At 53.9% G+C, this 21409-nt stretch carries 23 protein-coding genes and 1 tRNA gene; 9 read left to right on the forward strand and 15 right to left on the reverse strand.

What is annotated here, in order from left to right:
• The first annotated feature begins 33 nt into the window (after nt 1-33).
• The 4 genes from AC3WQH_RS20000 (at nt 34) to AC3WQH_RS20015 (ending at nt 3721) form a co-directional block, all read left to right on the forward strand.
• On the forward strand, nt 34-1044 hold the full coding sequence (locus tag AC3WQH_RS20000) for a FecCD family ABC transporter permease (RefSeq protein ID WP_492332226.1): 1011 nt from the start codon (nt 34-36) through the stop codon (nt 1042-1044).
• Nucleotides 1041-2075, forward strand: coding sequence for a FecCD family ABC transporter permease (locus tag AC3WQH_RS20005; RefSeq protein WP_025849001.1), 1035 nt, complete (start codon nt 1041-1043; stop codon nt 2073-2075). The genes AC3WQH_RS20000 and AC3WQH_RS20005 overlap by 4 nt, the downstream gene beginning before the upstream one ends.
• 20 nt (nt 2076-2095) lie before the next feature.
• The gene (locus tag AC3WQH_RS20010; RefSeq protein WP_007782211.1) at nt 2096-2929 is read left to right on the forward strand and encodes an ABC transporter ATP-binding protein; all 834 of its coding nucleotides are present in this window, start codon (nt 2096-2098) and stop codon (nt 2927-2929) included.
• 150 nt (nt 2930-3079) lie between these two features.
• Nucleotides 3080-3721 carry a hypothetical protein gene (locus tag AC3WQH_RS20015; protein WP_155808715.1) on the forward strand — a complete coding sequence of 214 codons (642 nt, stop codon included), beginning with the start codon at nt 3080-3082 and terminating at the stop codon, nt 3719-3721.
• A 152-nt stretch (nt 3722-3873) separates the two neighbouring features.
• Here the strand turns inward: AC3WQH_RS20015 and eno are convergent, their stop codons facing one another.
• The 9 genes from eno to rpoN all read right to left on the reverse strand — a co-directional run bounded on the left by eno (nt 3874) and on the right by rpoN (nt 14127).
• Complete coding sequence (eno, locus tag AC3WQH_RS20020) at nt 3874-5160, reverse strand: phosphopyruvate hydratase (RefSeq protein WP_492332227.1); 1287 nt, start codon at nt 5158-5160, stop codon at nt 3874-3876.
• A gap of 86 nt (nt 5161-5246) precedes the next feature.
• Nucleotides 5247-6788, reverse strand: a complete 1542-nt coding sequence (gpmI, locus tag AC3WQH_RS20025; protein WP_197187492.1) for a 2,3-bisphosphoglycerate-independent phosphoglycerate mutase — start codon at nt 6786-6788, stop codon at nt 5247-5249.
• Between the two features lie 15 nt (nt 6789-6803).
• The gene (tpiA, locus tag AC3WQH_RS20030) at nt 6804-7562 is read right to left on the reverse strand and encodes a triose-phosphate isomerase (protein WP_005826937.1); all 759 of its coding nucleotides are present in this window, start codon (nt 7560-7562) and stop codon (nt 6804-6806) included.
• Between the two features lie 21 nt (nt 7563-7583).
• Nucleotides 7584-8768, reverse strand: coding sequence for a phosphoglycerate kinase (locus AC3WQH_RS20035; protein ID WP_005826935.1), 1185 nt, complete (start codon nt 8766-8768; stop codon nt 7584-7586).
• Between the two features lie 96 nt (nt 8769-8864).
• Nucleotides 8865-9869 (reverse strand): type I glyceraldehyde-3-phosphate dehydrogenase, encoded by a 1005-nt coding sequence (gene gap / locus AC3WQH_RS20040; protein WP_005826932.1) that lies wholly within the window; start codon nt 9867-9869, stop codon nt 8865-8867.
• A gap of 20 nt (nt 9870-9889) precedes the next feature.
• A complete protein-coding gene (locus AC3WQH_RS20045) occupies nt 9890-11254 on the reverse strand; it encodes a Na+/H+ antiporter NhaC family protein (RefSeq protein ID WP_026558093.1) in 1365 nt (454 codons plus the stop codon).
• An 18-nt stretch (nt 11255-11272) separates the two neighbouring features.
• Nucleotides 11273-12298, reverse strand: coding sequence for a sugar-binding transcriptional regulator (locus tag AC3WQH_RS20050; RefSeq protein WP_005826928.1), 1026 nt, complete (start codon nt 12296-12298; stop codon nt 11273-11275).
• Nucleotides 12299-12474: 176 nt separating this feature from the next.
• Nucleotides 12475-12747 carry a glutaredoxin family protein gene (locus tag AC3WQH_RS20055; RefSeq protein ID WP_005826926.1) on the reverse strand — a complete coding sequence of 91 codons (273 nt, stop codon included), beginning with the start codon at nt 12745-12747 and terminating at the stop codon, nt 12475-12477.
• A gap of 6 nt (nt 12748-12753) precedes the next feature.
• Nucleotides 12754-14127, reverse strand: coding sequence for an RNA polymerase factor sigma-54 (gene rpoN, locus AC3WQH_RS20060; RefSeq protein ID WP_007782190.1), 1374 nt, complete (start codon nt 14125-14127; stop codon nt 12754-12756).
• Nucleotides 14128-14349: 222 nt separating this feature from the next.
• On the opposite strand from rpoN, the gene AC3WQH_RS20065 reads away from it, so the two are divergent.
• Nucleotides 14350-14424: transfer RNA gene (locus AC3WQH_RS20065), tRNA-Arg, on the forward strand.
• 110 nt (nt 14425-14534) lie between these two features.
• Here the strand turns inward: AC3WQH_RS20065 and AC3WQH_RS20070 are convergent.
• Nucleotides 14535-14687, reverse strand: a complete 153-nt coding sequence (locus AC3WQH_RS20070) for a hypothetical protein (protein WP_005826922.1) — start codon at nt 14685-14687, stop codon at nt 14535-14537.
• A 199-nt stretch (nt 14688-14886) separates the two neighbouring features.
• Between AC3WQH_RS20070 and AC3WQH_RS20075 the strand changes: the two genes are divergently transcribed.
• Nucleotides 14887-16761 (forward strand): PAS domain-containing sensor histidine kinase, encoded by a 1875-nt coding sequence (locus AC3WQH_RS20075; RefSeq protein ID WP_005826920.1) that lies wholly within the window; start codon nt 14887-14889, stop codon nt 16759-16761.
• A 41-nt stretch (nt 16762-16802) separates the two neighbouring features.
• The gene (locus tag AC3WQH_RS20080; protein ID WP_005826919.1) at nt 16803-16940 is read left to right on the forward strand and encodes a DUF4023 domain-containing protein; all 138 of its coding nucleotides are present in this window, start codon (nt 16803-16805) and stop codon (nt 16938-16940) included.
• A 251-nt stretch (nt 16941-17191) separates the two neighbouring features.
• On the opposite strand, the gene AC3WQH_RS20085 is transcribed toward AC3WQH_RS20080, so the two are convergent.
• Nucleotides 17192-18406, reverse strand: a complete 1215-nt coding sequence (locus AC3WQH_RS20085; protein ID WP_007782179.1) for a branched-chain amino acid ABC transporter substrate-binding protein — start codon at nt 18404-18406, stop codon at nt 17192-17194.
• Between the two features lie 393 nt (nt 18407-18799).
• A complete protein-coding gene (locus AC3WQH_RS20090; RefSeq protein WP_005826915.1) occupies nt 18800-19264 on the reverse strand; it encodes a copper amine oxidase N-terminal domain-containing protein in 465 nt (154 codons plus the stop codon).
• 220 nt (nt 19265-19484) lie between these two features.
• Here AC3WQH_RS20090 and AC3WQH_RS20095 point away from each other — a divergent pair, with 220 nt between their 5' ends.
• Both AC3WQH_RS20095 and clpP read left to right on the forward strand, forming a co-directional pair.
• Complete coding sequence (locus tag AC3WQH_RS20095) at nt 19485-19706, forward strand: hypothetical protein (protein ID WP_005826913.1); 222 nt, start codon at nt 19485-19487, stop codon at nt 19704-19706.
• Between the two features lie 98 nt (nt 19707-19804).
• Nucleotides 19805-20440 carry an ATP-dependent Clp endopeptidase proteolytic subunit ClpP gene (gene clpP / locus AC3WQH_RS20100; RefSeq protein ID WP_255320479.1) on the forward strand — a complete coding sequence of 212 codons (636 nt, stop codon included), beginning with the start codon at nt 19805-19807 and terminating at the stop codon, nt 20438-20440.
• A gap of 191 nt (nt 20441-20631) precedes the next feature.
• Here the strand turns inward: clpP and AC3WQH_RS20105 are convergent, their stop codons facing one another.
• The 3 genes from AC3WQH_RS20105 to AC3WQH_RS20115 form a co-directional block, all read right to left on the reverse strand.
• Entirely contained in the window at nt 20632-20811 is a 180-nt protein-coding gene (locus AC3WQH_RS20105) for an H-type small acid-soluble spore protein (RefSeq protein WP_005826910.1), read from the reverse strand.
• A gap of 13 nt (nt 20812-20824) precedes the next feature.
• The gene (locus AC3WQH_RS20110) at nt 20825-21019 is read right to left on the reverse strand and encodes a hypothetical protein (RefSeq protein ID WP_005826908.1); all 195 of its coding nucleotides are present in this window, start codon (nt 21017-21019) and stop codon (nt 20825-20827) included.
• A 122-nt stretch (nt 21020-21141) separates the two neighbouring features.
• Nucleotides 21142-21399, reverse strand: a complete 258-nt coding sequence (locus AC3WQH_RS20115; protein ID WP_005826907.1) for an HPr family phosphocarrier protein — start codon at nt 21397-21399, stop codon at nt 21142-21144.
• Nucleotides 21400-21409: the final 10 nt, after the last annotated feature.

Raw genomic sequence — 21409 nt, forward strand, 5'->3', positions numbered from 1 at the left:
AGAACAACATGCATAGATAAGGATGTAGCCCTCATGAATGCTTTACTAGCAAGCCGTTTTCGCAAAATTCTAGGAGTGGCTATCGCCATTCTGCTGCTGGTTTACCTCAGCTATGCCAGTCTTGTGTTTGGCGTGATTGATACGAGCTGGCAAACAGCCATTGACGCCTATACCCATTTTAACGGAACAAACGAACATATTGTCATTAAAGAAGTTCGGGTGCCGCGCGTGCTGAATGCGCTGACGGTCGGCTTTTGTCTCGGCCTTGCAGGTACCCTGCTGCAATCGCTGACGAGAAACCCTGTTGCAGATGTTGAGCTGTTTGGACTGAACGCAGGCGCTTCTCTCTTTGTCGTTTTTGCCGTTACGTTTGTCGGGATCAACTCGCTCACGGAGTTTACGTGGATCTCCTTTTTCGGAGCTGCCGTTGCCGGGTTCATCGTCTACCTGCTCGGCTCGTTCGGCAGGGATGGCCTCACTCCCGTCAAGCTGGTGCTTGCCGGTGCGGCGATTACCGCCTTGGCCGCTTCCATCCGCCACGCCATGATGGTGCTCAACGAAAAAGCGGCTGACGAGGTGCTTTTCTGGCTCGCTGGCTCTGTCGGCGGAAGAAAGCTGGAGTATTTGGCTACCGTCTTTCCTTATATGGCCTTCGCCTGGATCGCCGCTTTCCTGCTCGCCCGCCCTATTCAGACGCTGCTCATGGGCGACGATGTGGCAAAAGGGCTCGGCCAGCGCACTTTGCTCGTCAAGCTCTCTACCGGTGTCGTGATTGTCCTGCTCTCCGGCTGCGCCGTAGCTGTCGCTGGCCCAATCGGCTTCGTCGGACTGGTCACGCCGCACCTCGCCCGCTATCTGGTCGGAATCGAAACGCATTGGGTGCTTTTGTACAGCGGACTGCTCGGCTCGATCCTCCTGCTTGTGGCCGATATCGGCGCCCGATTCATCGCCATGCCTGCGGAAGTGCCTATTGGTGTGATGACCGCCCTGATTGGTGTTCCGTTCTTCATCTATGTCGCACGAAAGGGGCTGGAAAAGGAATGAAGCCACACCTGCCTCTGCGCTTTGGCAAACGTTTTTCTTTTCAGCTACACAAAAAGACGCTGCTGTATTCGACCATCGCTCTGCTGATTGCCCTGGCTGTGACTGTCGTCAGTCTGGGGATGGGCGAAATGAAAATTGCGCCGCTGGATGTCGTCAAAGTCTTTCTCGGTACCGGTTCTGAAGGAGATGCGTTGATCGTTCAGCAATTCCGCCTTCCGCGCATTCTGATTGCCATTCTCGTGGGAGCAGCCTTGGCTGCGGCGGGCGCCATCATGCAAGGAATTATTCGCAATCCGCTCGCTTCGCCGGATGTCCTCGGGGTAGCCGGAGGCGCTTCCGTTGCGGCCGTTGGCTTTTTGCTCGTATTTGAAACAGCCAGCATCAAATGGTTGCCTCCTACTGCTTTTTTGGGAGCGATGCTGACGACGTTTCTGCTTTATGCCCTGTCGTGGAAAAAAGGCGTCACGCCGCTGCGGCTCGTCATGATCGGTGTCGGAATCAAGATCGCGGCGGGTGCGCTCGTCACCATTCTGATTATGTTCAGCCCGTTTTTGCTGCAAAACAAAGCTCTGCTCTGGCTGACGGGCAGCATTTACGGCGTCGACTGGAACGATGTGTTCATGATTTTGCCGTGGGTTGTCATCCTGATCGCAGTCGCTGCCGTACTCGCCCGCAGAGTCAACATCCAGCAGCTCGGTGACGACGTGGCGACGAGCCTGGGAAGCGCACTGCAATGGGATCGTTTCCTGCTGCTCATGATCTGCGCCGCTTTGACCGGAACAGCCGTGTCCGTCGGGGGAGACATCAGCTTCGTCGCCTTGCTCGCCCCGCATATCGCCAAACAGCTAATCGGCCCGTCCTTTGGCGGTGCGCTCCCGCTGTCGGCGTTTCTCGGCGCCATCATCGTGCTTGCTGCCGACTTGATCGCGCGAACGGCCTTTTCTCCAATCGAAGTGCCCGTCGGGGTGTTCACCTCTGCGATTGGCGCTCCGTTTTTCATCTATTTGCTGTACAAAAACCGAAATCGCTAGCGAAAGGAGTTTCTGCCCTCATGCAAGCTTTGGAAACCCGCAACCTCACCTTGTCCTACGGGGAACGCAACATCATCGAAGCACTCAACCTGAATATCCCGCGTGGAAAAATCACGGTTTTCATCGGCAGCAACGGCAGCGGCAAATCGACACTGCTGCGCTCGCTGGCTCGCCTGCTGAAGCCGAAGGAAGGAGCCATTTTGCTAGAGGGTGAATCAATCGCCAAGCGGTCTACGAAGGAAGTAGCAAAACGTCTGGCTATCCTCCCGCAAGGCCCGACCGCCCCGGAAGGCTTGACGATTCAGCAACTGGTCAAGCAGGGACGCTACCCTTATCAAAACTGGCTGCAGCAATGGTCAGAGGAAGACGAGCAAATGGTCGCAAAAGCACTGGCCGCTACCCAGCTTACCGAGCTGGCCAACCGCTCTGTCGACAGCCTCTCCGGAGGTCAGCGCCAGCGGGCCTGGATCGCCATGACACTGGCGCAAGGGACCGAAACGATTCTGCTCGACGAACCGACGACGTATCTGGACATGTCGCACCAGATTGAAATATTGGACCTGTTGTATGAGCTGAATGAAATGGAACAACGCACCATCGTCATGGTCCTCCACGACTTGAATCTCGCTTGCCGCTACGCGCACCATATCGTCGCCGTGCACAACCAGACAGTCGTGGCCGAGGGCGCGCCGGAAGAAATCCTGACGACCGACCTCGTGCGCACCGTGTTTGATATGGACTGCCAGATCACCCTGGACCCGCTGTACGGCACGCCGATGTGCATTCCTTACAGCAAGTGCCGGATTGGCTCTGGCAGCGTGAAGACAAAAGAAAAAGCAGTCGCGATGTCGTAAAGCGGCAGCCGCTCCACAAGGACTGAACCTCTCGCACAGGCTCAGTCCTTTTTTATGTCAAAAGCAAAACATCCGCAGATGCCTATTGCCCGCATCGCCCATAGTATGTAGAAATGACACGCATTGCCATGCGGAAGGGAGAGAGCCAGCTTGCCATATACGATACGCGAACAGTACATTCACCTGCCAAAACTGTACGATTGGGTGTTCGTCACGAGCTATTGCCGCGCCCGGCTCCCTGTCCCCGCGCCTTTGCGCTCATCCCTGCACGACAGACTGCGTGCCGGGCTGCCGCTATCTGTACAATGTCTGCCTCCTGACCACCCTTGTTCCTGCTTGCCTGTCTCCTGCCGCCTGCTGCCTCCCGTCCGGCAAGCTGTTCACATGGCAGGCAGCCAGCGCGTGCCGATCGCGATTGCCCGCTTCATTGTCGAGGCAACGCTCAGCGTGCTTTTTTTCGTCGATGGCGATTTGCTGTTCGAGCTTCCCGCGCCGCTCTGCCTGGAGGAAGAAGTAGCGCTCAGCCTGCCACAGCCGTTGGACCACGAAAACATCACATGCCGGCTCGCCGCTGCGGAATGCCGTCCGAATCCTGCGCTGTTGCAGCAGACGGGTGCAGTTGAGCTGGATGTCTTCCTCTGCCTGGAGATTCTCGTCGAGGCGCCTGTCGTCTTAGAGGTCATAGGCCGGATGTGTGCGCCGCGCCCCGCTTCCATCCCCGTTCCCCCTCGCAAGCTCGCTTTGGACTGCACCCCTTTTCGCCTGCCGCCAAACTGTCCCAGGCTACAGTAGCGATCTCTCTGCGCATGAGAAAACTTGGCTGCGTCGAGCCTTTGGCGCAGCCTTAGTTGCACTTATACTGGATAAGAATCTTATCTCTATGAAAAAAGCGGCCCTTACGCATCGTCTGCGCAGGTACCGCTTCTTTTTGCTGGCCGATGGCCTTATTTTTTCAGGTTGTAAAATGCAGCACGTCCGCCAAAACGGGAAGTGTCAGCCAGTTCGTCCTCGATGCGCAGCAATTGGTTGTACTTCGCTACGCGGTCGGTACGGGAAGGCGCACCTGTCTTGATTTGTCCCGCATTGGTAGCTACCGCGATATCGGAGATGGTGGAGTCTTCGGTTTCGCCGGAGCGGTGGGAAATAACCGCTGTGTAGCCTGCGCGCTTCGCCATTTCGATCGCTTCAAACGTCTCTGTCAGGGTACCGATCTGGTTTACTTTTACCAGGATGGAGTTGCCTGTGGAAGACTCGATACCGCGCACCAGACGCTCGGTGTTGGTCACGAACAGGTCGTCGCCCACGAGCTGTACTTTGCTGCCCAGCTTGTCAGTCAGCGCTTTCCAGCCATCCCAGTCGTCTTCGGACAAGCCGTCTTCGATGGAGATGATCGGGTATTTGCTTACCAGGTCTTCGTAGAACGCGATCATTTCTTCGGTTGTTTTCACAACGCCTTCGCCTTCGAAGTGGTATTTGCCGTCTTTGAACATTTCGGTCGCTGCTACGTCTAACGCGAGGAACACGTCTTTGCCCGGCTCGTAGCCAGCAGCCTTGATCGCATCCAGAATGGTCGTGATCGCTTCTTCGTTGGACTTCAGGTTTGGAGCGAAGCCGCCCTCATCGCCTACTGCTGTGCTCAGACCTTTGTCATGCAGCACTTTTTTCAGGGAGTGGAAAATTTCCGCGCCCATGCGCAGCGCTTCCTTGAAAGACTCTGCGCCTACTGGCATAACCATAAATTCCTGGATGTCTACTGTGTTGTCTGCGTGCTTGCCGCCGTTTAAGATGTTCATCATCGGAACTGGCAATGTTCTTGCGTTGAAGCCGCCCAAGTAGTTGTAGAGAGGCACTCCGAGGGAGTCAGCAGCAGCGCGTGCTACCGCCATGGAGACGCCGAGGATCGCGTTTGCGCCCAGCTTGCCTTTGTTGTGCGTGCCGTCGAGCTGGATCATCGCCATGTCGATGCCTACCTGATCCAGAGCATCCATGCCGATCAGCTCAGGCGCGATGATTTCGTTGACGTTTTCTACGGCTTTCAGAACACCTTTGCCCAGGTAGCGGGCTTTGTCGCCGTCGCGAAGCTCTACTGCCTCATAAGCACCTGTAGACGCCCCGGATGGAACGGCTGCGCGGCCCATCGAACCGTCTTCGAGATATACTTCCACTTCCACGGTCGGATTGCCGCGGGAATCCATGATTTCGCGTGCATAAACGTCAGTAATGATTGCCATTTCTCGATCCATCTCCTTTTGGTATGCGAGGTGCCCCGCAAGTATTTGATAGCATCTGGTCATCTATCAGTGTGTCCCAGAGTGGGCTATTTTGCAAGTAACGATTTGCCTGTCATTTCCACTGGCTGCTCGGCTCCCAGCAGGTCAAGCAAGGTCGGAGCCAGATCGGCCAAAATACCGTCTTCCCGCAGCTTCACTCCTGCTTTGGTCACAATCACAGGAACAGGATACGTGCTGTGCGAGGTGATCGGACGTCCTTCCTCATCCAGCATCAGATCGGCGTTGCCGTGGTCGGCTGTAATGACAGCCACGCCTCCTTTGGCGAGAATCGCGTCAACTACGCGGCCCAGGCATGCGTCAACGGTTTCGACGGCCTTGATCGTCGGCTCCATTTTCCCGGAGTGGCCGACCATGTCGCAGTTGGCGAAGTTGAGAATGATCGCGTCGAAGTTCTCCGCTTCAATCTCTGCGACAACCGCATCGGTCAGCTCGGGAGCGCTCATTTCCGGCTGAAGGTCGTAGGTTGCCACTTTTGGCGAAGGAATCAGGATGCGCGTCTCGCCTGGGAACTCCTGCTCGCGCCCGCCGCTAAAGAAGAAAGTCACGTGCGGATATTTCTCCGTCTCGGCGATGCGCAGTTGCTTCAATCCGTGCTGCGAAAGCACTTCTCCCAATGTGTTGTCCAGATTGGAAGGCTTGTAGGCCACGTATCCGTTCACCGTCTCGGAAAAATGGGTCAGGCAGACAAAGTGCAGATCGCGCGGGCGTCCCTCGCCGCGATCAAAGCCGCGGAAGTCCTCGTTCGTAAATGCTTGCGAAATTTGGATCGCCCGGTCAGGACGGAAGTTGTAAAAGATGATCGAGTCGCCGCTTTCGATCTTCGCCACCGGCTTGTCGTCGTCGCCGACAATCACTGTCGGCATGACAAATTCGTCCATGATCGACTTTTCGTAGGACTCTTTGACCGCCTGGATCGGATCGCGGTAAGCGGGAGCATCCGCATACACCATGGCGCGATACGCTTTTTCGATGCGCTCCCAGCGTTTGTCCCGGTCCATCGCGTAGTAGCGGCCCTGCACCGTTGCGATTTTGCCTACGCCGATTTCCGCAATCTTCGCTTGCAGTTGCTCAATGTAGCCAACGGCGCTGTCCGGCGATACGTCGCGGCCGTCGAGAAAGCCGTGAATGTAGACGCGGTCAAAATCTTGCCGCTTGGCCAGCTCCAAAATCGCGTACAAATGCTCGATATGGCTGTGCACGCCGCCGTCGGACAATAGCCCGAACAGGTGGAGCTGCTTGTTGTTTTGCTTCGCGTGCTCGAAGGCAGCTACCAATGTTTCGTTTTCAAAAAAGGCGCCTTCGCGAATCGACTTGGTGATGCGGGTCAAATCTTGATAGACGACACGGCCTGCACCGATGTTCAGATGTCCTACCTCGGAGTTCCCCATTTGCCCTTCCGGCAATCCGACAGCCAGTCCACTCGCTTCCAGCGTCGCATGGGGGTATTCGTTCCAGAAACGGTCAAAGTTCGGTTTGTTCGCTTGCGCTACCGCGTTGCCGTACGTTTCGCTGCGCAAGGCAAAGCCATCCAGAATCAACAGCGCTACCGGCTTTGGTCTTTGTGCCATCTGTTTCTCCTCCTCCTATCGCTTGGCCGCACCTGCCACAAGCTGCAAGTAGCTGTCCGCAGCCAGGCTCGCTCCGCCGACCAGCGCACCGTCGATATCCGGCTGCGCCATGTAGCTGGCGATGTTTTCCGGCTTGACGCTGCCGCCGTACTGAATACGCACGGCTTCCGCTGTCGCCTGGCCGAAGCGCTCCGCGACCACGCTGCGGATCAACGAAATCGTCTCGTTGGCATCCTCGGCAGTCGAGGACTTGCCTGTGCCAATCGCCCAGATCGGTTCGTAGGCGATGATGCTTTTTCCCACCTGCTCGGCTGTCAGGCCCGCAAACGCCCCTTCCGTCTGCGTGCGCACAACTTGAGCAGTTTCGCCTGCTTCCCGCTGCTCCAGGCTTTCGCCGACACACACGATCGGCACCAGACCTGCCGCAAGCGCAGCTACGACTTTTTGATTCACGCTCTCATCTGTTTCATTGAAGTATTGGCGACGCTCGGAATGGCCGAGAATCACGTACTCCACGCCGATTTCCTTCAGCATCGCCGCGCTGATTTCCCCGGTGTATGCACCCTGCTCGGCAAAATGCATGTTTTGCGCGCCAACGGCAATATCTGTGCCGGCAAACGCCTCTTTCAAGGCAGCCAAAGCTGTAAATGGCGCGCAAATGACTTTTTGTACCCCGGAAGTGCTGTTGCCAGCCTTGGCTTCTTCCGCAAACGCCTTCGCCTCGGCAATCGTCTTGAACATCTTCCAGTTCCCCGCGATAATTGGTGTCCGCATGCAAACTCCCCCGCTTCGCTCTTATTCGTGATCTGCCAGCACAGCTACGCCTGGCAGCTCCTTGCCTTCCATAAATTCCAGCGACGCCCCGCCACCTGTAGAAATGTGGGTCATCTGCTCGGCTACGCCCGCTTTTTCCACCGCAGCCACGGAGTCTCCGCCGCCGATGATGGTCGTACCCGCGCACGCTTCCATCGCTTTGGCGACGCCGATTGTGCCTTCTGCAAAAGCGTCCATTTCAAACACGCCCATCGGTCCGTTCCAAACGACCGTTTTGGACTCGACAATCACGCTACGGTATTGTTCCACTGTTTTTGGCCCGATATCGAGCGCCATCCAGCCATCCGGAATCGCATCGATGGAAACGACTTTTTTCTCCGCGTCAGCCGCAAAGCGGTCTGCCACAACGACGTCGACTGGCATCAAAAGCTCGACGCCGCGCTCTTTTGCCTGCTCCATCAAGCTACGAGCCAGATCGAGCTTGTCATCCTCGCACAGCGATGCGCCGATGCCATAGCCTTGTGCCTTGAGGAATGTATTTGCCATGCCGCCGCCGATAATCAAGTGGTCAACCTTGGTCAACAAGTTCTCAATCACAGCAATTTTATCTTTTACTTTTGCGCCGCCGACGATTGCCGTAAATGGACGCTCTGGCTTGGACAAGGCTCCGCCCAGGAAGCGAATTTCCTTTTCCATCAACAGCCCCGCTACAGCCGGTATGTATTGGGCAATTCCCGCTGTGGAAGCGTGTGCCCGGTGTGCTGCCCCAAAAGCGTCATTGACAAACAGATCGGCCAGCGCCGCAAAGCTTTTTGCCAGTTCCGGATCGTTCTTTTCTTCTCCCGCATGGAAGCGCACGTTTTCGAGCAGGATCACGTCTCCGTTTTCCATGCGCCCGACTGCCGCTTCTACGTCTGCCCCTATGGAATCATCCAGCTTGCGCACTTCCTTGTCCAAAAGCGAAGACAGGTGGGAAGCGACAGGAGTAAGACGCATCTCTTCCACTACTTGCCCCTTCGGACGGCCAAAATGGCTTGCCAGAATTACTTTGGCCCCTTTTTCCATCAGGAAACGGATAGTTGGCACAGCAGCGCGAATGCGAGTATCATCGGTAATTTTCCCGTCCTGCATCGGCACGTTAAAGTCGACACGGCAAAATACGCGCTTGCCTGCCAGCTCAACATCGCGGATAGATTTCTTGTTCATGAACGATCCTCCCAAATCATTGGCTTTTTATTCGGAAAAAACATATGGGAAAAGGGAGATTGCTCTCCCTTTTTCACAACAGTTCTATTTTACGTGTTACAAGCCGCGCTGTGCAACAAAATGACACAAGTCTACGACACGATTGGAATAACCCCACTCGTTATCGTACCAGGAAACGACTTTCACCATGTTTCCTTCCAGGACCATCGTGGACAGCGCATCGATTGTGGAGGACGCCGGGTTGCCGTTGTAGTCGGAAGAGACGAGCGGAGCTTCGGAGTAGCCCAGGATGTTTTTCATCGGACCCTCTGCCGCTTCCTTCAGCGCGTTGTTGATCTCTTCTACCGTAACATCGGTTTTCAGCTCGGCTACCAGGTCGACAACCGACACGTTTGGAGTCGGTACGCGCATCGCGAAGCCGTTCAGCTTGCCTTTCAGCTCAGGCAGCACGAGTGCCACTGCTTTTGCTGCCCCTGTGGAGGTAGGGATAATGTTTTCCGCAGCAGCGCGGGCACGGCGCAAGTCTTTGTGCGGCAGGTCGAGAATTTGCTGGTCGTTGGTGTAGGAATGCACGGTGGTCATCAGACCGCGCACGATTCCGAACTTGTCGTTCAGCACTTTGGCAAACGGCGCCAGGCAGTTGGTTGTGCAGGACGCGTTGGAGATGACGGTGTGCTTCGCCGGATCGTATTTGTCCTCGTTTACGCCCATGACGATCGTAATGTCTTCATTCGTAGCAGGAGCAGAAATGATGACTTTTTTCGCTCCGCCCTCCAGGTGCTTCGCCGCATCTTCGCGCTTGGTGAATCGGCCTGTAGACTCAACGACGATCTCTACTCCGTAGTCGGCCCATTTCAGTTGGGCAGGATCGCGTTCAGCGAGAACCTTGATTTCTTTTCCGCCCACGATCAGCGTGTTTTCGCCCGCTTCTACAGGCAGGTCCAGCACACCGTGCACGGAATCGTATTTGAGCAGATGAGCGAGCGTTTGCGCGTCAGTCAAATCGTTTACGGCTACGATTTCTACATTCGGATTGCTGAGTGCTGCGCGGAACACGTTGCGACCAATTCGTCCAAAACCGTTAATCCCTACTTTTACCATGAGAAAAAACCTCCTGCTCGTTAGCTAGCTTTATTCTTTGTGGCTATAAACCCACCTTCCGGCGAAAAGCCTCGGGTGGAGAGAATCGTGACAATCGGCAATACAATGCTGAAAAACACGAAGGGCAACGTCTGTACAGTAGGAACGCCGAGCGTCAAAGCCATCACCATCGACAGGCCGTTCCACGGGATCAGCACAGGCATGACAACCGTGGAGTCCAGCATCGTTTTGCCCAGCAGCTCGCGTCCGCCGGTCCATTGCGAGAACCGCTCGAGAAGCGTCGAGCCAAGCACCAGAATCGGAATGGTCTGGTTGCAACTGATAATGACGACCAAAAGTGACAACGCTGCCGCTTTTGCTACCAGTACGGTCGGATTTTTCGTATTGCCCATCAATTTGTCGACAATCGGAGTAAGTATGTTGGCCTGGTTCAAAATGCCGTTCAAAAAGCCTGCCAGGACAATCAGCAGCAGAACGTTCAAAATGGCAACCATCCCGCCGCCGTGCACAAGCTGATCGAGCGGTGTGCCCGAGTGCAGCTCGTATCCGTACAGCATGGCGGAAAAAAACGTCTTGGCGTCAAGCTGTCCGTGAATGCCCACCATGACGGCGCTGACCACGATTCCGTACAAAAGCGCGGTCACGGCCTTTACTCGCAGGGCGAAAGACCCGATCAGGACAATCAGCGGCAGCATGAGCAACCCATTTAGCGAAAAGTGGCTGGACAACAGCCCTTGATACAACGAAATCATCTCGCCGGAACCGGTCTGTGTGCGAAACAGATCCATGAGGAGAAACAGCACGGCGCATATGCCTGTCGCGAGCATGGCAGGACGCCTGGTTCGCCTGTCCTGTTCTTCTGTCATTCCGACATTGGACAGGACGAGCAGCCGGCTGCTGGAAATCGGCGAAAACCGCTCTCCCACCATCGCTCCGGAGATCAACGCGCCACCGACAATCGCTGGCGAAATGCCTGCCGCATGGGCAATCCCCATCAGCGACAGGCCGATGGTACTCAAGGTGCCAACAGAGGTCCCCAGCAGATAACTGACCGCTCCTGTCAGCAAAAAGGAGAGAACAAACAAATAGTCGACGTTGACGATGGACAACCCGTAGTAAATGATCGCGGGTATGGTTCCTCCCATCATCAAAAGCGGAATCAACACGCCCACCAAGAAGAGGATCATGAGAACCGGCTTCGTCTTCTTGACGCCTTCCCAGCCAAACGAGAATTGCTGCTTCAAGGAATAGCCCAGTTTGCTCACACTAACCAGTGTGACCAGGATCGCAAAAACAATCCCCAGCGCAATCGGAAAACCGAGTGACAAACTGAGCACAATTCCTGCAATCATCGCCAGGATGGGCATAACCTGCGCCATAGACATACGATCAGCTTCCTTCCGTTACAATCGTGCGGACAACAAGGCTCTTGCAGCCCCTTCATCCGTAATGAGTACATTCTGACACGATTGTTTGGCAAAGGAAAGAATCGCTTTTGCCTTGCTTTCGCCCCCCGCTATGGAGAGTACCGTTTCAGCTTTGTGCACTTCCTCCAGTTGCAGCCCGATCGTCGGCATCCGGTGGACGATTTCGCCCGCTTCATTAAAGTAGTAGCCGAAGGACTCAGACACCGCCCCGGCTTCTGCCAAATCAGCGAGCTCCTCTTCCGAATAATTGCGGCGGCGAGCCATTGCGAGGGCGTCGCCGATGCCGTGCAGCACGATGCGCGTATCCCGCAAAAGCGAGAGCACATCTTGCACCTGCGGCTCCTTGAGCAGCGTCTGCAAGGCTTCCGGATGCAGGCGATCCGGCACGTGAAGCAGCCGGTAAGTAGCGCCAGTCTTTGCAGCCATGGCAGCGGCAAGCGAGTTGGCTTGCAGCTCCACTCTCTCGCCCAGGCCGCCGCGTGCGGGCACAAACTGCACATTTTTGAACGAAGCGGAAGGCGTCAAGTGGTTGGCTACGCTTGCGATGGAGGTGCCGCCTGTCACGGCGACAATATCTCCCTCCTGAACGACCTGCTTCAGCACTCTCGCTCCTACGCGCCCCAGCTCATCCTTGACCCACGGCGACTGGTCTGCGTCGCCCTGCACCACGATCACTTCCGGGATGCCGAGCTTCTTTTGCAGACCTTCTGCCAAGTCTGTAAGGCCAAACAGTTCGCCTACGAGCGGCTCCATGTCATCCAGCACCTGCTGCCCCTCTCCGCTCAGGTGCATCCCTGCGGCGGTAACCGTCAACAGCCCTGTCTCCTTCAACAGCTCGACTTCCGCCCGCAAAATACGCTCTGTCGTATTCATCGCTTGCGCAAGCCCTCTGCGTCCGATCGGCTGCAAGTGGTAGATCGACCGGAGCAGCATATACCTCTCGCGCAAGACCTGAGTCAGATCAGGCAGCAGCTTTTGCTGCAGTTCCAGTAATCGTCGCATGTGCTTACATCCTTGGCTGTAAAATTGATCGGGACGTTTTTTGTCCCTGTATATACATTTTTTGTCCCGATTGGTGCAAAAAAAAGATCACTTGCTACACCTTGAATGTAGCATATCGGCGAAAAACATGCAAGCTCCCCCTAGCCCAATCTTGGCAGGGGGAGCTTTTCTTCCATTCAACTGGTCAACTGGCGCTTCCGAAACTCAGCCCGCAGCTCCTCGATCGTCACTACATGCGTAATCGAACGGAACACTACTTCTCCGTCGATCGCCACTACCGGAATCACCAGCATCATTTCTTCGTGAAGCTGTGCGTCGCTCTCAATGTCCACGATGTGCAGTTGCAACGGAAACTCCTCCGCCAGACTGCGGATGGCAAGCTCCACATCGTCGCACAAATGGCATTTTTTCCGTCCGTACAGGACGACCTCAAGCTGCTTGTTGTTCATTGTCGTTTAAAACCTCTTTCGTTTTGCAGAGGACGGGATCAGCATTTCTTCGCGGTACTTGGCGACCGTGCGGCGAGAAATTTCGATTCCTTCCGCAAGCAGCATTTCCCCCAGCTTCTGGTCAGACAGCGGCGCCTTGCGATCCTCCTGCTCAATCAACGCCTTGATTCTGCGTTTGACGCTCTCCGAGGATGTCGCAGACCCGCTGGAAGTGGTGAGCGCGGAAGTAAAGAAGTATTTCAGCTCAAAAATGCCCCGCGGAGTCTGCACGTATTTGTTGCTGGTCGCACGGCTGATCGTCGATTCGTGCAAGCCGACCCGCTCGGCGATCTCCTTTTGCGTCATCGGCTTCAAGTAATGGATGCCGCGGTCGAAAAAGTCGCGCTGCATGTCCACGATCGCCTGGGTGACGCGCATCAGCGTCAGACGGCGCTGTTCCAGGCTTTTCGCCAGCCACATCGCAGCGTTAAGCTTGTCGTGGATAAACTGCTTCGCCTCTTCCTGGCTTTTTTGCTGACTAAGCATTTTCTCATAAAAGCTGTTGATTTTCAAACGCGGCGCCGCCACATCGTTGACGAGCACGACGTACTCGCTCCCGACCTTTTCCACCGTCACGTCCGGGATGACGTATCTCGTCTCCGCCTGGGAAAACTGGGCGCCGGGCCTTGGATTCAGCGTGCGGACCAAATCCGCCATCGTCTGCACTTCCTGCGGCGTGCAGCCCACTTTGTCGGCAATGCGCTGGTAGCGGTTGTCGGCGAGGTCTTGCAGATGGTTGCGCACGACCAGGACGATCTTTTCGTCGTCGAGGGCCAGGTGCTCCAACTGCAAGAGCAAACATTCCTCCAGACTACGCGCCGCCACGCCTACCGGATCAAAATGCTGCAACACCGACAGCACATCCTCAATCTCCGGCACGTCTACCCCGAGATTGCGGCTCGCTTCCTCCAGCGTAATTTCCAGATAGCCTTTTTCGTCCAAATTTCCGATCAAAAACAGTGCGATTCGCTTTTGCAGAGGCGAGAAGCCTTTTACATAGCCAAGCTGCCGCTCCAGATGCTCATACAAGTTTTCGTTGCCTTGCTGCACGTAATCCAGCGGGTTGTAAGTGCTTTCATTTTTTGCCGGAGAATAATCGCCTGTCGCGCGGTTTCCGACGATTTCCTTCCAGTCGATTTCCGGCGCCGGCTTTTCTGCTTTTGCCGTAGCCACTTCCGCTGCCACTTCCAGGTCAAATACAGGATTTTCGTTGGCCTGATCCTGCAAATAGGAGATCAGATCAACAGCAGAGTATTGCAATATAGTAATGGCCTGACGCAACTCCGGCGTCATCACAAGTTTCAGCGTCTGTTCCTGATACAAACCCAATCCCATGTTCATGAAGCTCGCCCCCTTCCCACTGCTTCTTGCGAATGTCTCTTTAATTTTCATTATATTCGTTCTCTCTTGCAATTTTCCTGCCAATTTTTGAAGAGCGTACACAAAAAATTGAGATTGCTTCCTGTTCACACTCATGAAAAAAAATCACACAAAATCTCGTTTTTCGTTTGCATTTTTCCCCGTGGATGACTTATAATTAATTAGTGTCACCCATTATATTGCACGCCTGTAGCTCAGTGGATAGAGCAATGGTCTCCGGAACCATGTGCGGGGGTTCGATTCCCTTCAGGCGTACCATACGAAAAAGACTGGATGCATTCCAGTCTTTTTTCTGTTTACAGCCCTGTTTTTCGCGCCAAAAAAGCCTGCGCAGCGCCATCCTCGCCGCAGGCTTGATTTTTTCCGCTCTACTGATCCAGCTCTTTGCTCGCCGCGTCTTTCCCCGGCAGCGGATCAATCTGCTCCGGTTTCCGGGAATAAGCTTTATTCGTAACCAAAATCGTGGCCCCGATGATAAGAACAAACGTCAGGACAAGAACGATGATAAACCCCGTGCTCATGCATACACCCCCGCCAGTTTTTGCTCCCTACATTATAGCCTATTTTTTCGGCGCTTTTGAACCTTCAACCGTTTACCAACGATAAAGTACCAGCCAATCCCACTATATTCTAATTTTGGCGATAGGAAAACACCGTCAACAACACGAATACTATCTCGACACGACTATCCAAATAATTGAACCGCAAGGCAGGATATTTATGACAGATCAGCTAAAGCCCACGTTTACGTGGAAAAAGAAGCATGTTCCGCGCCAGATGACGAGTCTCCTCTTTCCCGACCAGATTTTGAAAGCGTTTTTTCACTATACGACAGATGCCATCTCCATCAGCAACATGGACAACCGCATCGTGCTGGTCAATCAAGCGTTTGAGCAATATTACGGGTGGTCGCTGGAGGAGCTTGACGCTTCTCCGTACTGTTTTATCCCGGACGAGCTCGTCAACGAAACGAGACAACTGTTTGACGCCGTCAGGAGCATGGGCGTTCATTTGACCAACTACGAGACGGTGCGAAAGCGCAAAGACGGGACACTCGTAGAAGTTACGCTGTCCGCAACCCCCATCCGGGACGAAAATGGCACCATTATCGCGGCCTCCTGCGTCACGCGCGATATCTCCGACCGCAAGCGGATCGAAAAAGCGCTGCGCCAGACCGAAACCAAGTATCGGCTGTTGATTGACCATACCCAGGACCTTGTGACGATTTTCGACGAGACGCTGCAGCGGATATACGTCTCTCCATCCATCGAGCAGCAGCTCGGCTACTCGCCTGCCGAGCTCGTCTCTCCGGGCAGCCTGGAAATCACTCATCCCGAAGACTTCCCTCTGCTCCTGGCCAAACAGCGGGAAATTTTCCAAACCAAACAGCCCGTCTTCCTCGAGCTTCGTTCCCGGCATAAAAACGGCGCGTGGATCTCCTTCGAGACGCGCGGCATTCCCATGGTCCAGGAAGACGGGACCGTCAAAAACATCATGTTTGTGTCCCGCAACGTCACGGAACGCAAAGTTTCCGAGGCGGCTTTGTCCCGCATCAAAAAGGAAAGCAAAATCATTGCCGAGCATACCGACGATTTGATTTTGATTACCGACAAGCATGGCGAGATCGTGCACCTCTCGCCTTCCTATGAGCGGGTCACAGGGACGAGCCAGCACGCCGGGCCAATGTGCTTCCAATGCGTTCACCCGGAAGACGTCGAGCGTGTCCGCGAGCAATTTCACGATCTGGTCCGGACGCTGGAGCCTCGCACCTGCGAATTTCGCTACCGGAGCGCGCATGGCGACTGGATCGTTCTGGAGGCAAAAGGCGCGCCGATTTTGACCGACTGCGGCGAGTGCGACGGCTTTATCATCGTGTCCCGCGACATTACCGAGCGCCGCAACAACGAGCTGCTGCTCCGCCAGGCCGAGAAGCTCTCGGTGATCGGCGAGCTGGCCGCGGGCATCGCGCACGAGATTCGCAATCCGCTCACTTCGCTGAAAGGCTTTATCCAGCTTTTGAAGCCGACGCTGAGCGAGCAACAAATGTACGCGGACATCATGCTCTCGGAGCTGGACCGGATCAACTTCATCGTCAGCGAGCTGCTCGTGCTTTCCAAGCCGCACAACGTCCAGATCAAGTCGCTTTCCCTTGTCTCCTTGCTGGAAAACGTCTTGACCTTGCTGGCATCGGAATCGAACCTGAAAAACATTCCGATTCACACGTCTTTTGAGTATGCCCCCGTTATTTCCGGCGAAGAAAACCAGTTGAAGCAAGTGTTTATCAACATCGTCAAAAATGCGCTCGAAGCGATTGACGGACACGGCGAGATCATGCTTGCCACCAGCGCAAAGGCCGATCAGGAGGTACTGATTACGATCGCGGACAACGGCTGCGGAATACCGGAAGAGCTGATTCCGAAGCTGGGCGATCCTTTTTTCACTACAAAGGAAAACGGAACCGGCCTGGGCCTGATGATTAGCAGCAAAATCATCAAAGACCACGGAGGCCACCTGGAAATCGCCAGCAAACGCAATGAGGGCACGACTGTAAAAATTACGCTCCCGATTGCGCACGAGCAAAAAGGGCCATCCTAAAAAGGCGTCAAGCCAAACAGCGTGGAAGATGGAGGTGCCCTATGGACTTTACCAAAATGAGCACGAGCGAGTTCGTCGCCAAAATTCGCGAATCGCAGGCGAAAAATCTGAGAAGCCGCAAGCACCAAGGCTACGGCCACCCGGAAAAACGGCTGCCGAGCAAGCAAGGAATCTGGTAAGATCGCAAAAGCCCACCCAGGAGCGTCAAGCTCGCTTGGGTGGGCTTTTTGCTTTTCGCTTATTGCGGGTCTTGCTTGTTCAGGTTGCGATCTCGTTCGGACTTTTGCTTCTGGGTATCCTGGGTCTTGCTGCTGTGCCCTTGATTGCCGCCGTTTTTCGTATTGCGATTGTTTGACATGCGAATGCCTCCTTCTAGCTGGTCTTCGTGCCAAACGTAGTATGTCCCAAACGGCTCGTTCCTACCGACCGATTACTTCGCTTCGCCGATGTAAACTTTTTTCCCGTCTTCGTATTTGTACACGTAGACGGACGCGAACTCGTTGTCGCCTTTTTCGTTGAAGGTCACGTTTACGAATTTGCCTTTGTAGTCTTTTGTTTTGTGCACGGCTTCCAGCACTTGCTCACGGGTTGGCTTTTTGCCGCCGTTCGCTTTGATCGCTTCTTCCAGACCGTTGAGCATTACGCCCATGGAATCATAACCGAAAGATGTGAAGATCCCCACTTTGTTGCCAGTCGATTTTTCGAAGTCTTCGATCCATTTCTTGCCTTCTTCTGTAGCGCCTACGTCACCGACAGTCGAGGTGAAGACGACGTTGTTCGCATTTTCAGCGCCGGCGATTTTCACCAGGTCAGCGGAGTCGTAGCCGTCTCCACCCATGAAGATGCCTTTGAAGCCTTTTTCGCGCGCCTGCTTGACGATGATACCAGCATCGGAGTAGTAGCCGCCGAAGTAGATCATTTCCGGATTTTTCGACACGATCTGGTTGATGACCGCGCTGTAATCTTTCTCGCCTGCGGTTACGCCTTCGAAGCCGACGATTTGCACGCCGTCTGCTTCAAACTGCTTTTTCACTTCTTCCGCAAGACCTTGGCCGTAAGCAGCCTTGTCGTGCATGATGAACGCCGATTTTACACCGAGCTGGTTTTTCGCGTAGATGGCTGCCTTGGAGCCTTGCTGGTCATCACGCGCACAGATGCGGTGTACGATCTTTTTGCCTTGCTCAGTCAGGTCAGAACCTGTTGCGGATGGAGATACCATCACGAGCTTTTCTTGATCGTATTGGGCAGCGGCAGTAATCGAGGCACCAGTTGTTGCGTGGCCGACGACACCTACCACATCAGGGTTGGAAATCAACATTTGGGCGACGGCTACCCCTTGTTTCGGGTCAGCCTGGTCGTCTTGTGCGGAAAGCTGTACGTCAAAGCCGAGCGCCTTGAACGCCTCCTGCTTTTCCTTCAGGGCGTATTCCGCACCTGCTTTGGCTGTGCTTCCATAATCGGAATATTGGCCGGACATCGGACCGACTACGGCGATAACCAGCTTCTCCCCTGCTCCGCCGCCACTGGTGCTTCCGCCTCCGCTGTTCGATTGTGGGGCGCTGGATTGACCGCCGCCGCAACCTGCAAGCAATGTCCCCAGTGCTACCGTAGCAGCCAGAATTGACAGTGATTTCTGTTTTTTCATAGCAAAACATCCCCCTCTTTATTTACGAACAAACTATGATGCACTCTTTCATTGTAGGATATTTTAGAAAATTTGCAATAGAAATGATAATATTTCTCCTGTTTTATTGCCTTGGTTTATATTTCCGTGCAGTATATTTTCAGAAAATTAAATAAAAACAACCACATCCCGCAAGAGTGGTCGTTTTTATGGAAAAATATTATTACTCTTTGTATTTTTGGGAATACGCTTTGCACGTAACGTATATGGCCAATACTACAAAGCCAACCAGCATCGCTACACTGGCAAACGTGGTTCCTTGCATGAGTGTAAGTCCCCTCTCGATTGCGCCTGCTTTTTCTCTATTATACGAGAAGCGCGAAGGCAATCACAACGGAGGAATCATCCAAAAGGTTACGAATTGATCTCGGTTGTCAGCTTGTAGGTGAGTGTTTTCGCATCGTAAGTCACTTTGGCACCCAGCTCTTGTGCGATGTACACCAATGGTACCAGCACAGCTCCGGTAGTTGCACGCGGCGGGTTCGGCACGCGGATTTCCTTGCCGTTTTTGTAAGCAAACGTGCTGTTTTCATACATGCGCAGGCCGTACTTGTTATCTTTGGAAACCAGAAGCGATTTGGTCATGGTATCCCATGCTGCTGCGCCTCCGAGTGCCAATGCCAACGTACTTGCGTTTACATAAGCCACTCCGTTTTCAGTTACGATGTCTTGAGGAAACGGCAGCTCTTTGCCATTCAGCTCAACTTTGATTTTCAGTTGTTGCTGTGCAGGTGCCTGTTGGGCAAAAGCAGCAGTCGCTGCAACACTTCCTGTCAGCAAAGCGGCTGTAAGCATCAATGTGGAAAACTTGCGAAGCATACTAAACACCCCTCGATTTTTATGAAATGAATTCCAATTTTATCATTTTCGACACATATCTGCTTTTTCCTCTTTTTCATTCCATACTTTTCCTATGTTAACGAGACGCCAAATATGCCAAAACTATGGAAATCAGGCGTGCTATCCCGCGAACAAATGTTTTTGTGCACAACCTGTTGATAAAACTGTGGATAACTTTGTTTGAACGGAGGAAGCTCTCATGGCGAGCGATCGTTTTTTTCTGATTTACCAGGAAGCCAGCGATGAAGAATGTTTGCTGACCATCCAGCCGTACAAAAATCAGCAGGAGCTGGCAGAGGCCATCAATCAGCTTTCGGCCAAGCAGGTGGAGGAATATACGATCATCAAGGGGAAAAAGATGAAGGCGACGCTCAAGCTGGCTGTCGACCTGACGGAAGCAGACGACGCGGAAGAAGAATGAATGCTTTCCTTTTGCCATAGGTTTAGGGAGAGGCAAAATGGCAAACATGGTAGTGAGGGCGTGCACTTATGTGTTTGACCTTCATTGACCTTTTGTGTATGATAATCTTACAAAGAGAGGAGGAAGACGAGATGCACATGAATTTGATTCCAACTGTCATTGAACAGACCAACCGCGGTGAACGTGCTTACGATATTTATTCGCGCCTGCTCAAAGACCGCATCATCTTTCTGGGAACCCCCATCAATGACACGGTAGCCAACATTGTGGTGGCCCAACTGTTGTTCCTTCAGGCGGAAGATCCGGAGAAAGACATTCATCTGTACATAAACAGTCCTGGCGGTTCCATCACTGCCGGAATGGCGATTTACGATACGATGCACTTCATCAAGCCAGACGTCTCCACCATTTGTATCGGAATGGCCGCTTCGATGGGCGCTTTCCTGCTCGCTGCCGGAACAAAAGGCAAACGCTATGCGCTGCCAAACAGCGAAGTGATGATTCACCAGCCATTGGGCGGTGCACAAGGTCAGGCAAGCGATATCGAAATCGCGGCGAAACGCATTTTGAAAATGCGCGACCACCTGAACACCATCCTGGCTGAGCGTACAGGACAGCCGCTGGAGCGCATCCAGAAGGATACGGATCGCGACAACTTCCTCTCTGCCCAAGAAGCAGTAGAGTACGGATTGATCGACAAAGTCATTACTTCCGAGCCTTCTTCGAAAAAGTAACGTCTGCGTCAAAAAACACTCGTGCCCATCGAATTGTTGGCACGAGTGTTTTTTTATAGGGCGCTGTATGTGCCTCGGTGGTCCCCTGTCGGCACGCCCTTATCATTCGCTGGCAAAGCAGCCGTGAAAACGCCAGGACGTCCCGCGCTCGGCTTGCCAGCTACGCTTTTGTTTCGTTTGCGAGGGTAGACTTAGACTTCTTCCAACTGACTGACGTACACAGTCAAGCTGTTGCCGGGGTTTCTTTCCTGATGAATGCGCGCGGTAGACGTCTTCTCGTCGACTGCATCGATCCACACCGACTCGCCTTGGTATTCTACCTTGATTTTTTCAGGAGAATAAAGAATAGCCTGCGCTCTTGTCAGATCCATAGGTTCTTCCCTCTTATCGCTCGTCGTCTAAGGCTTGCTGCGCGGAGCTTGCCCCTGTCATCGTATCCACGCTCGTTTCCTCGATCAAGCCGTTCTGATCGGAAACGATTCCGCCGCCAAGTCCTTCATTTATCATCCGGTCGATGTCCATGTCGTATGCATCCCGACCTTCGTTGCAGCTATCCCGACACGTGTCACGATTGCTCATGAGTCATTCCTCCTTTATTGCGCTCTACATTGTTTAGCAATACCCTGCGCCACGCAAAATGATGCATGGACGCAAAAAAAGACACCCCCGATTAAGGGACAGTGTCTTTCGTCCATCGTTTTCTACTCTTCTTTGCTTACCAGATTGGAAAGGCTCGAAACTGCCTGGGAGGCATCCGGCCCTTCTGCCAAGATGGTAATCTCCGTTCCCGAGCTGATGGCGAGGCTCATGATACCCATGATGCTTTTCGCGTTGACCTTTTTGTTGCCTTTTTCTACGAATACTTCCGATACAAAACGGTTGGCCTCTTGTACGAAAAAGGCAGCCGGACGAGCCTGCAAACCGGTCTTCAACTGAACCACAACCTGCTGTTGAACCATGAATGGACCT

It is taken from the genome of Brevibacillus sp. FW301-21C12A, assembly GCF_058788915.1.

Coding starts and splice junctions, on each gene's coding strand:
- AC3WQH_RS20000 (WP_492332226.1), top strand. CDS start 34: ATGAATGCTTTACTAGCAAGCCGTTTTCGCAAAATTCTAGGAGTGGCT.
- AC3WQH_RS20005 (WP_025849001.1), top strand. CDS start 1,041: ATGAAGCCACACCTGCCTCTGCGCTTTGGCAAACGTTTTTCTTTTCAG.
- AC3WQH_RS20010 (WP_007782211.1), top strand. CDS start 2,096: ATGCAAGCTTTGGAAACCCGCAACCTCACCTTGTCCTACGGGGAACGC.
- eno (WP_492332227.1), bottom strand. CDS start 5,160: ATGGCAATCATTACTGACGTTTATGCACGCGAAATCATGGATTCCCGC.
- gpmI (WP_197187492.1), bottom strand. CDS start 6,788: ATGGCACAAAGACCAAAGCCGGTAGCGCTGTTGATTCTGGATGGCTTT.
- tpiA (WP_005826937.1), bottom strand. CDS start 7,562: ATGCGGACACCAATTATCGCGGGGAACTGGAAGATGTTCAAGACGATT.
- AC3WQH_RS20035 (WP_005826935.1), bottom strand. CDS start 8,768: ATGAACAAGAAATCTATCCGCGATGTTGAGCTGGCAGGCAAGCGCGTA.
- gap (WP_005826932.1), bottom strand. CDS start 9,869: ATGGTAAAAGTAGGGATTAACGGTTTTGGACGAATTGGTCGCAACGTG.
- AC3WQH_RS20045 (WP_026558093.1), bottom strand. CDS start 11,254: ATGTCTATGGCGCAGGTTATGCCCATCCTGGCGATGATTGCAGGAATT.
- AC3WQH_RS20050 (WP_005826928.1), bottom strand. CDS start 12,298: ATGCGACGATTACTGGAACTGCAGCAAAAGCTGCTGCCTGATCTGACT.
- AC3WQH_RS20055 (WP_005826926.1), bottom strand. CDS start 12,747: ATGAACAACAAGCAGCTTGAGGTCGTCCTGTACGGACGGAAAAAATGC.
- rpoN (WP_007782190.1), bottom strand. CDS start 14,127: ATGAACATGGGATTGGGTTTGTATCAGGAACAGACGCTGAAACTTGTG.
- AC3WQH_RS20070 (WP_005826922.1), bottom strand. CDS start 14,687: ATGAGCACGGGGTTTATCATCGTTCTTGTCCTGACGTTTGTTCTTATC.
- AC3WQH_RS20075 (WP_005826920.1), top strand. CDS start 14,887: ATGACAGATCAGCTAAAGCCCACGTTTACGTGGAAAAAGAAGCATGTT.
- AC3WQH_RS20080 (WP_005826919.1), top strand. CDS start 16,803: ATGGACTTTACCAAAATGAGCACGAGCGAGTTCGTCGCCAAAATTCGC.
- AC3WQH_RS20085 (WP_007782179.1), bottom strand. CDS start 18,406: ATGAAAAAACAGAAATCACTGTCAATTCTGGCTGCTACGGTAGCACTG.
- AC3WQH_RS20090 (WP_005826915.1), bottom strand. CDS start 19,264: ATGCTTCGCAAGTTTTCCACATTGATGCTTACAGCCGCTTTGCTGACA.
- AC3WQH_RS20095 (WP_005826913.1), top strand. CDS start 19,485: ATGGCGAGCGATCGTTTTTTTCTGATTTACCAGGAAGCCAGCGATGAA.
- clpP (WP_255320479.1), top strand. CDS start 19,805: ATGATAATCTTACAAAGAGAGGAGGAAGACGAGATGCACATGAATTTG.
- AC3WQH_RS20105 (WP_005826910.1), bottom strand. CDS start 20,811: ATGGATCTGACAAGAGCGCAGGCTATTCTTTATTCTCCTGAAAAAATC.
- AC3WQH_RS20110 (WP_005826908.1), bottom strand. CDS start 21,019: ATGAGCAATCGTGACACGTGTCGGGATAGCTGCAACGAAGGTCGGGAT.
- AC3WQH_RS20115 (WP_005826907.1), bottom strand. CDS start 21,399: ATGGTTCAACAGCAGGTTGTGGTTCAGTTGAAGACCGGTTTGCAGGCT.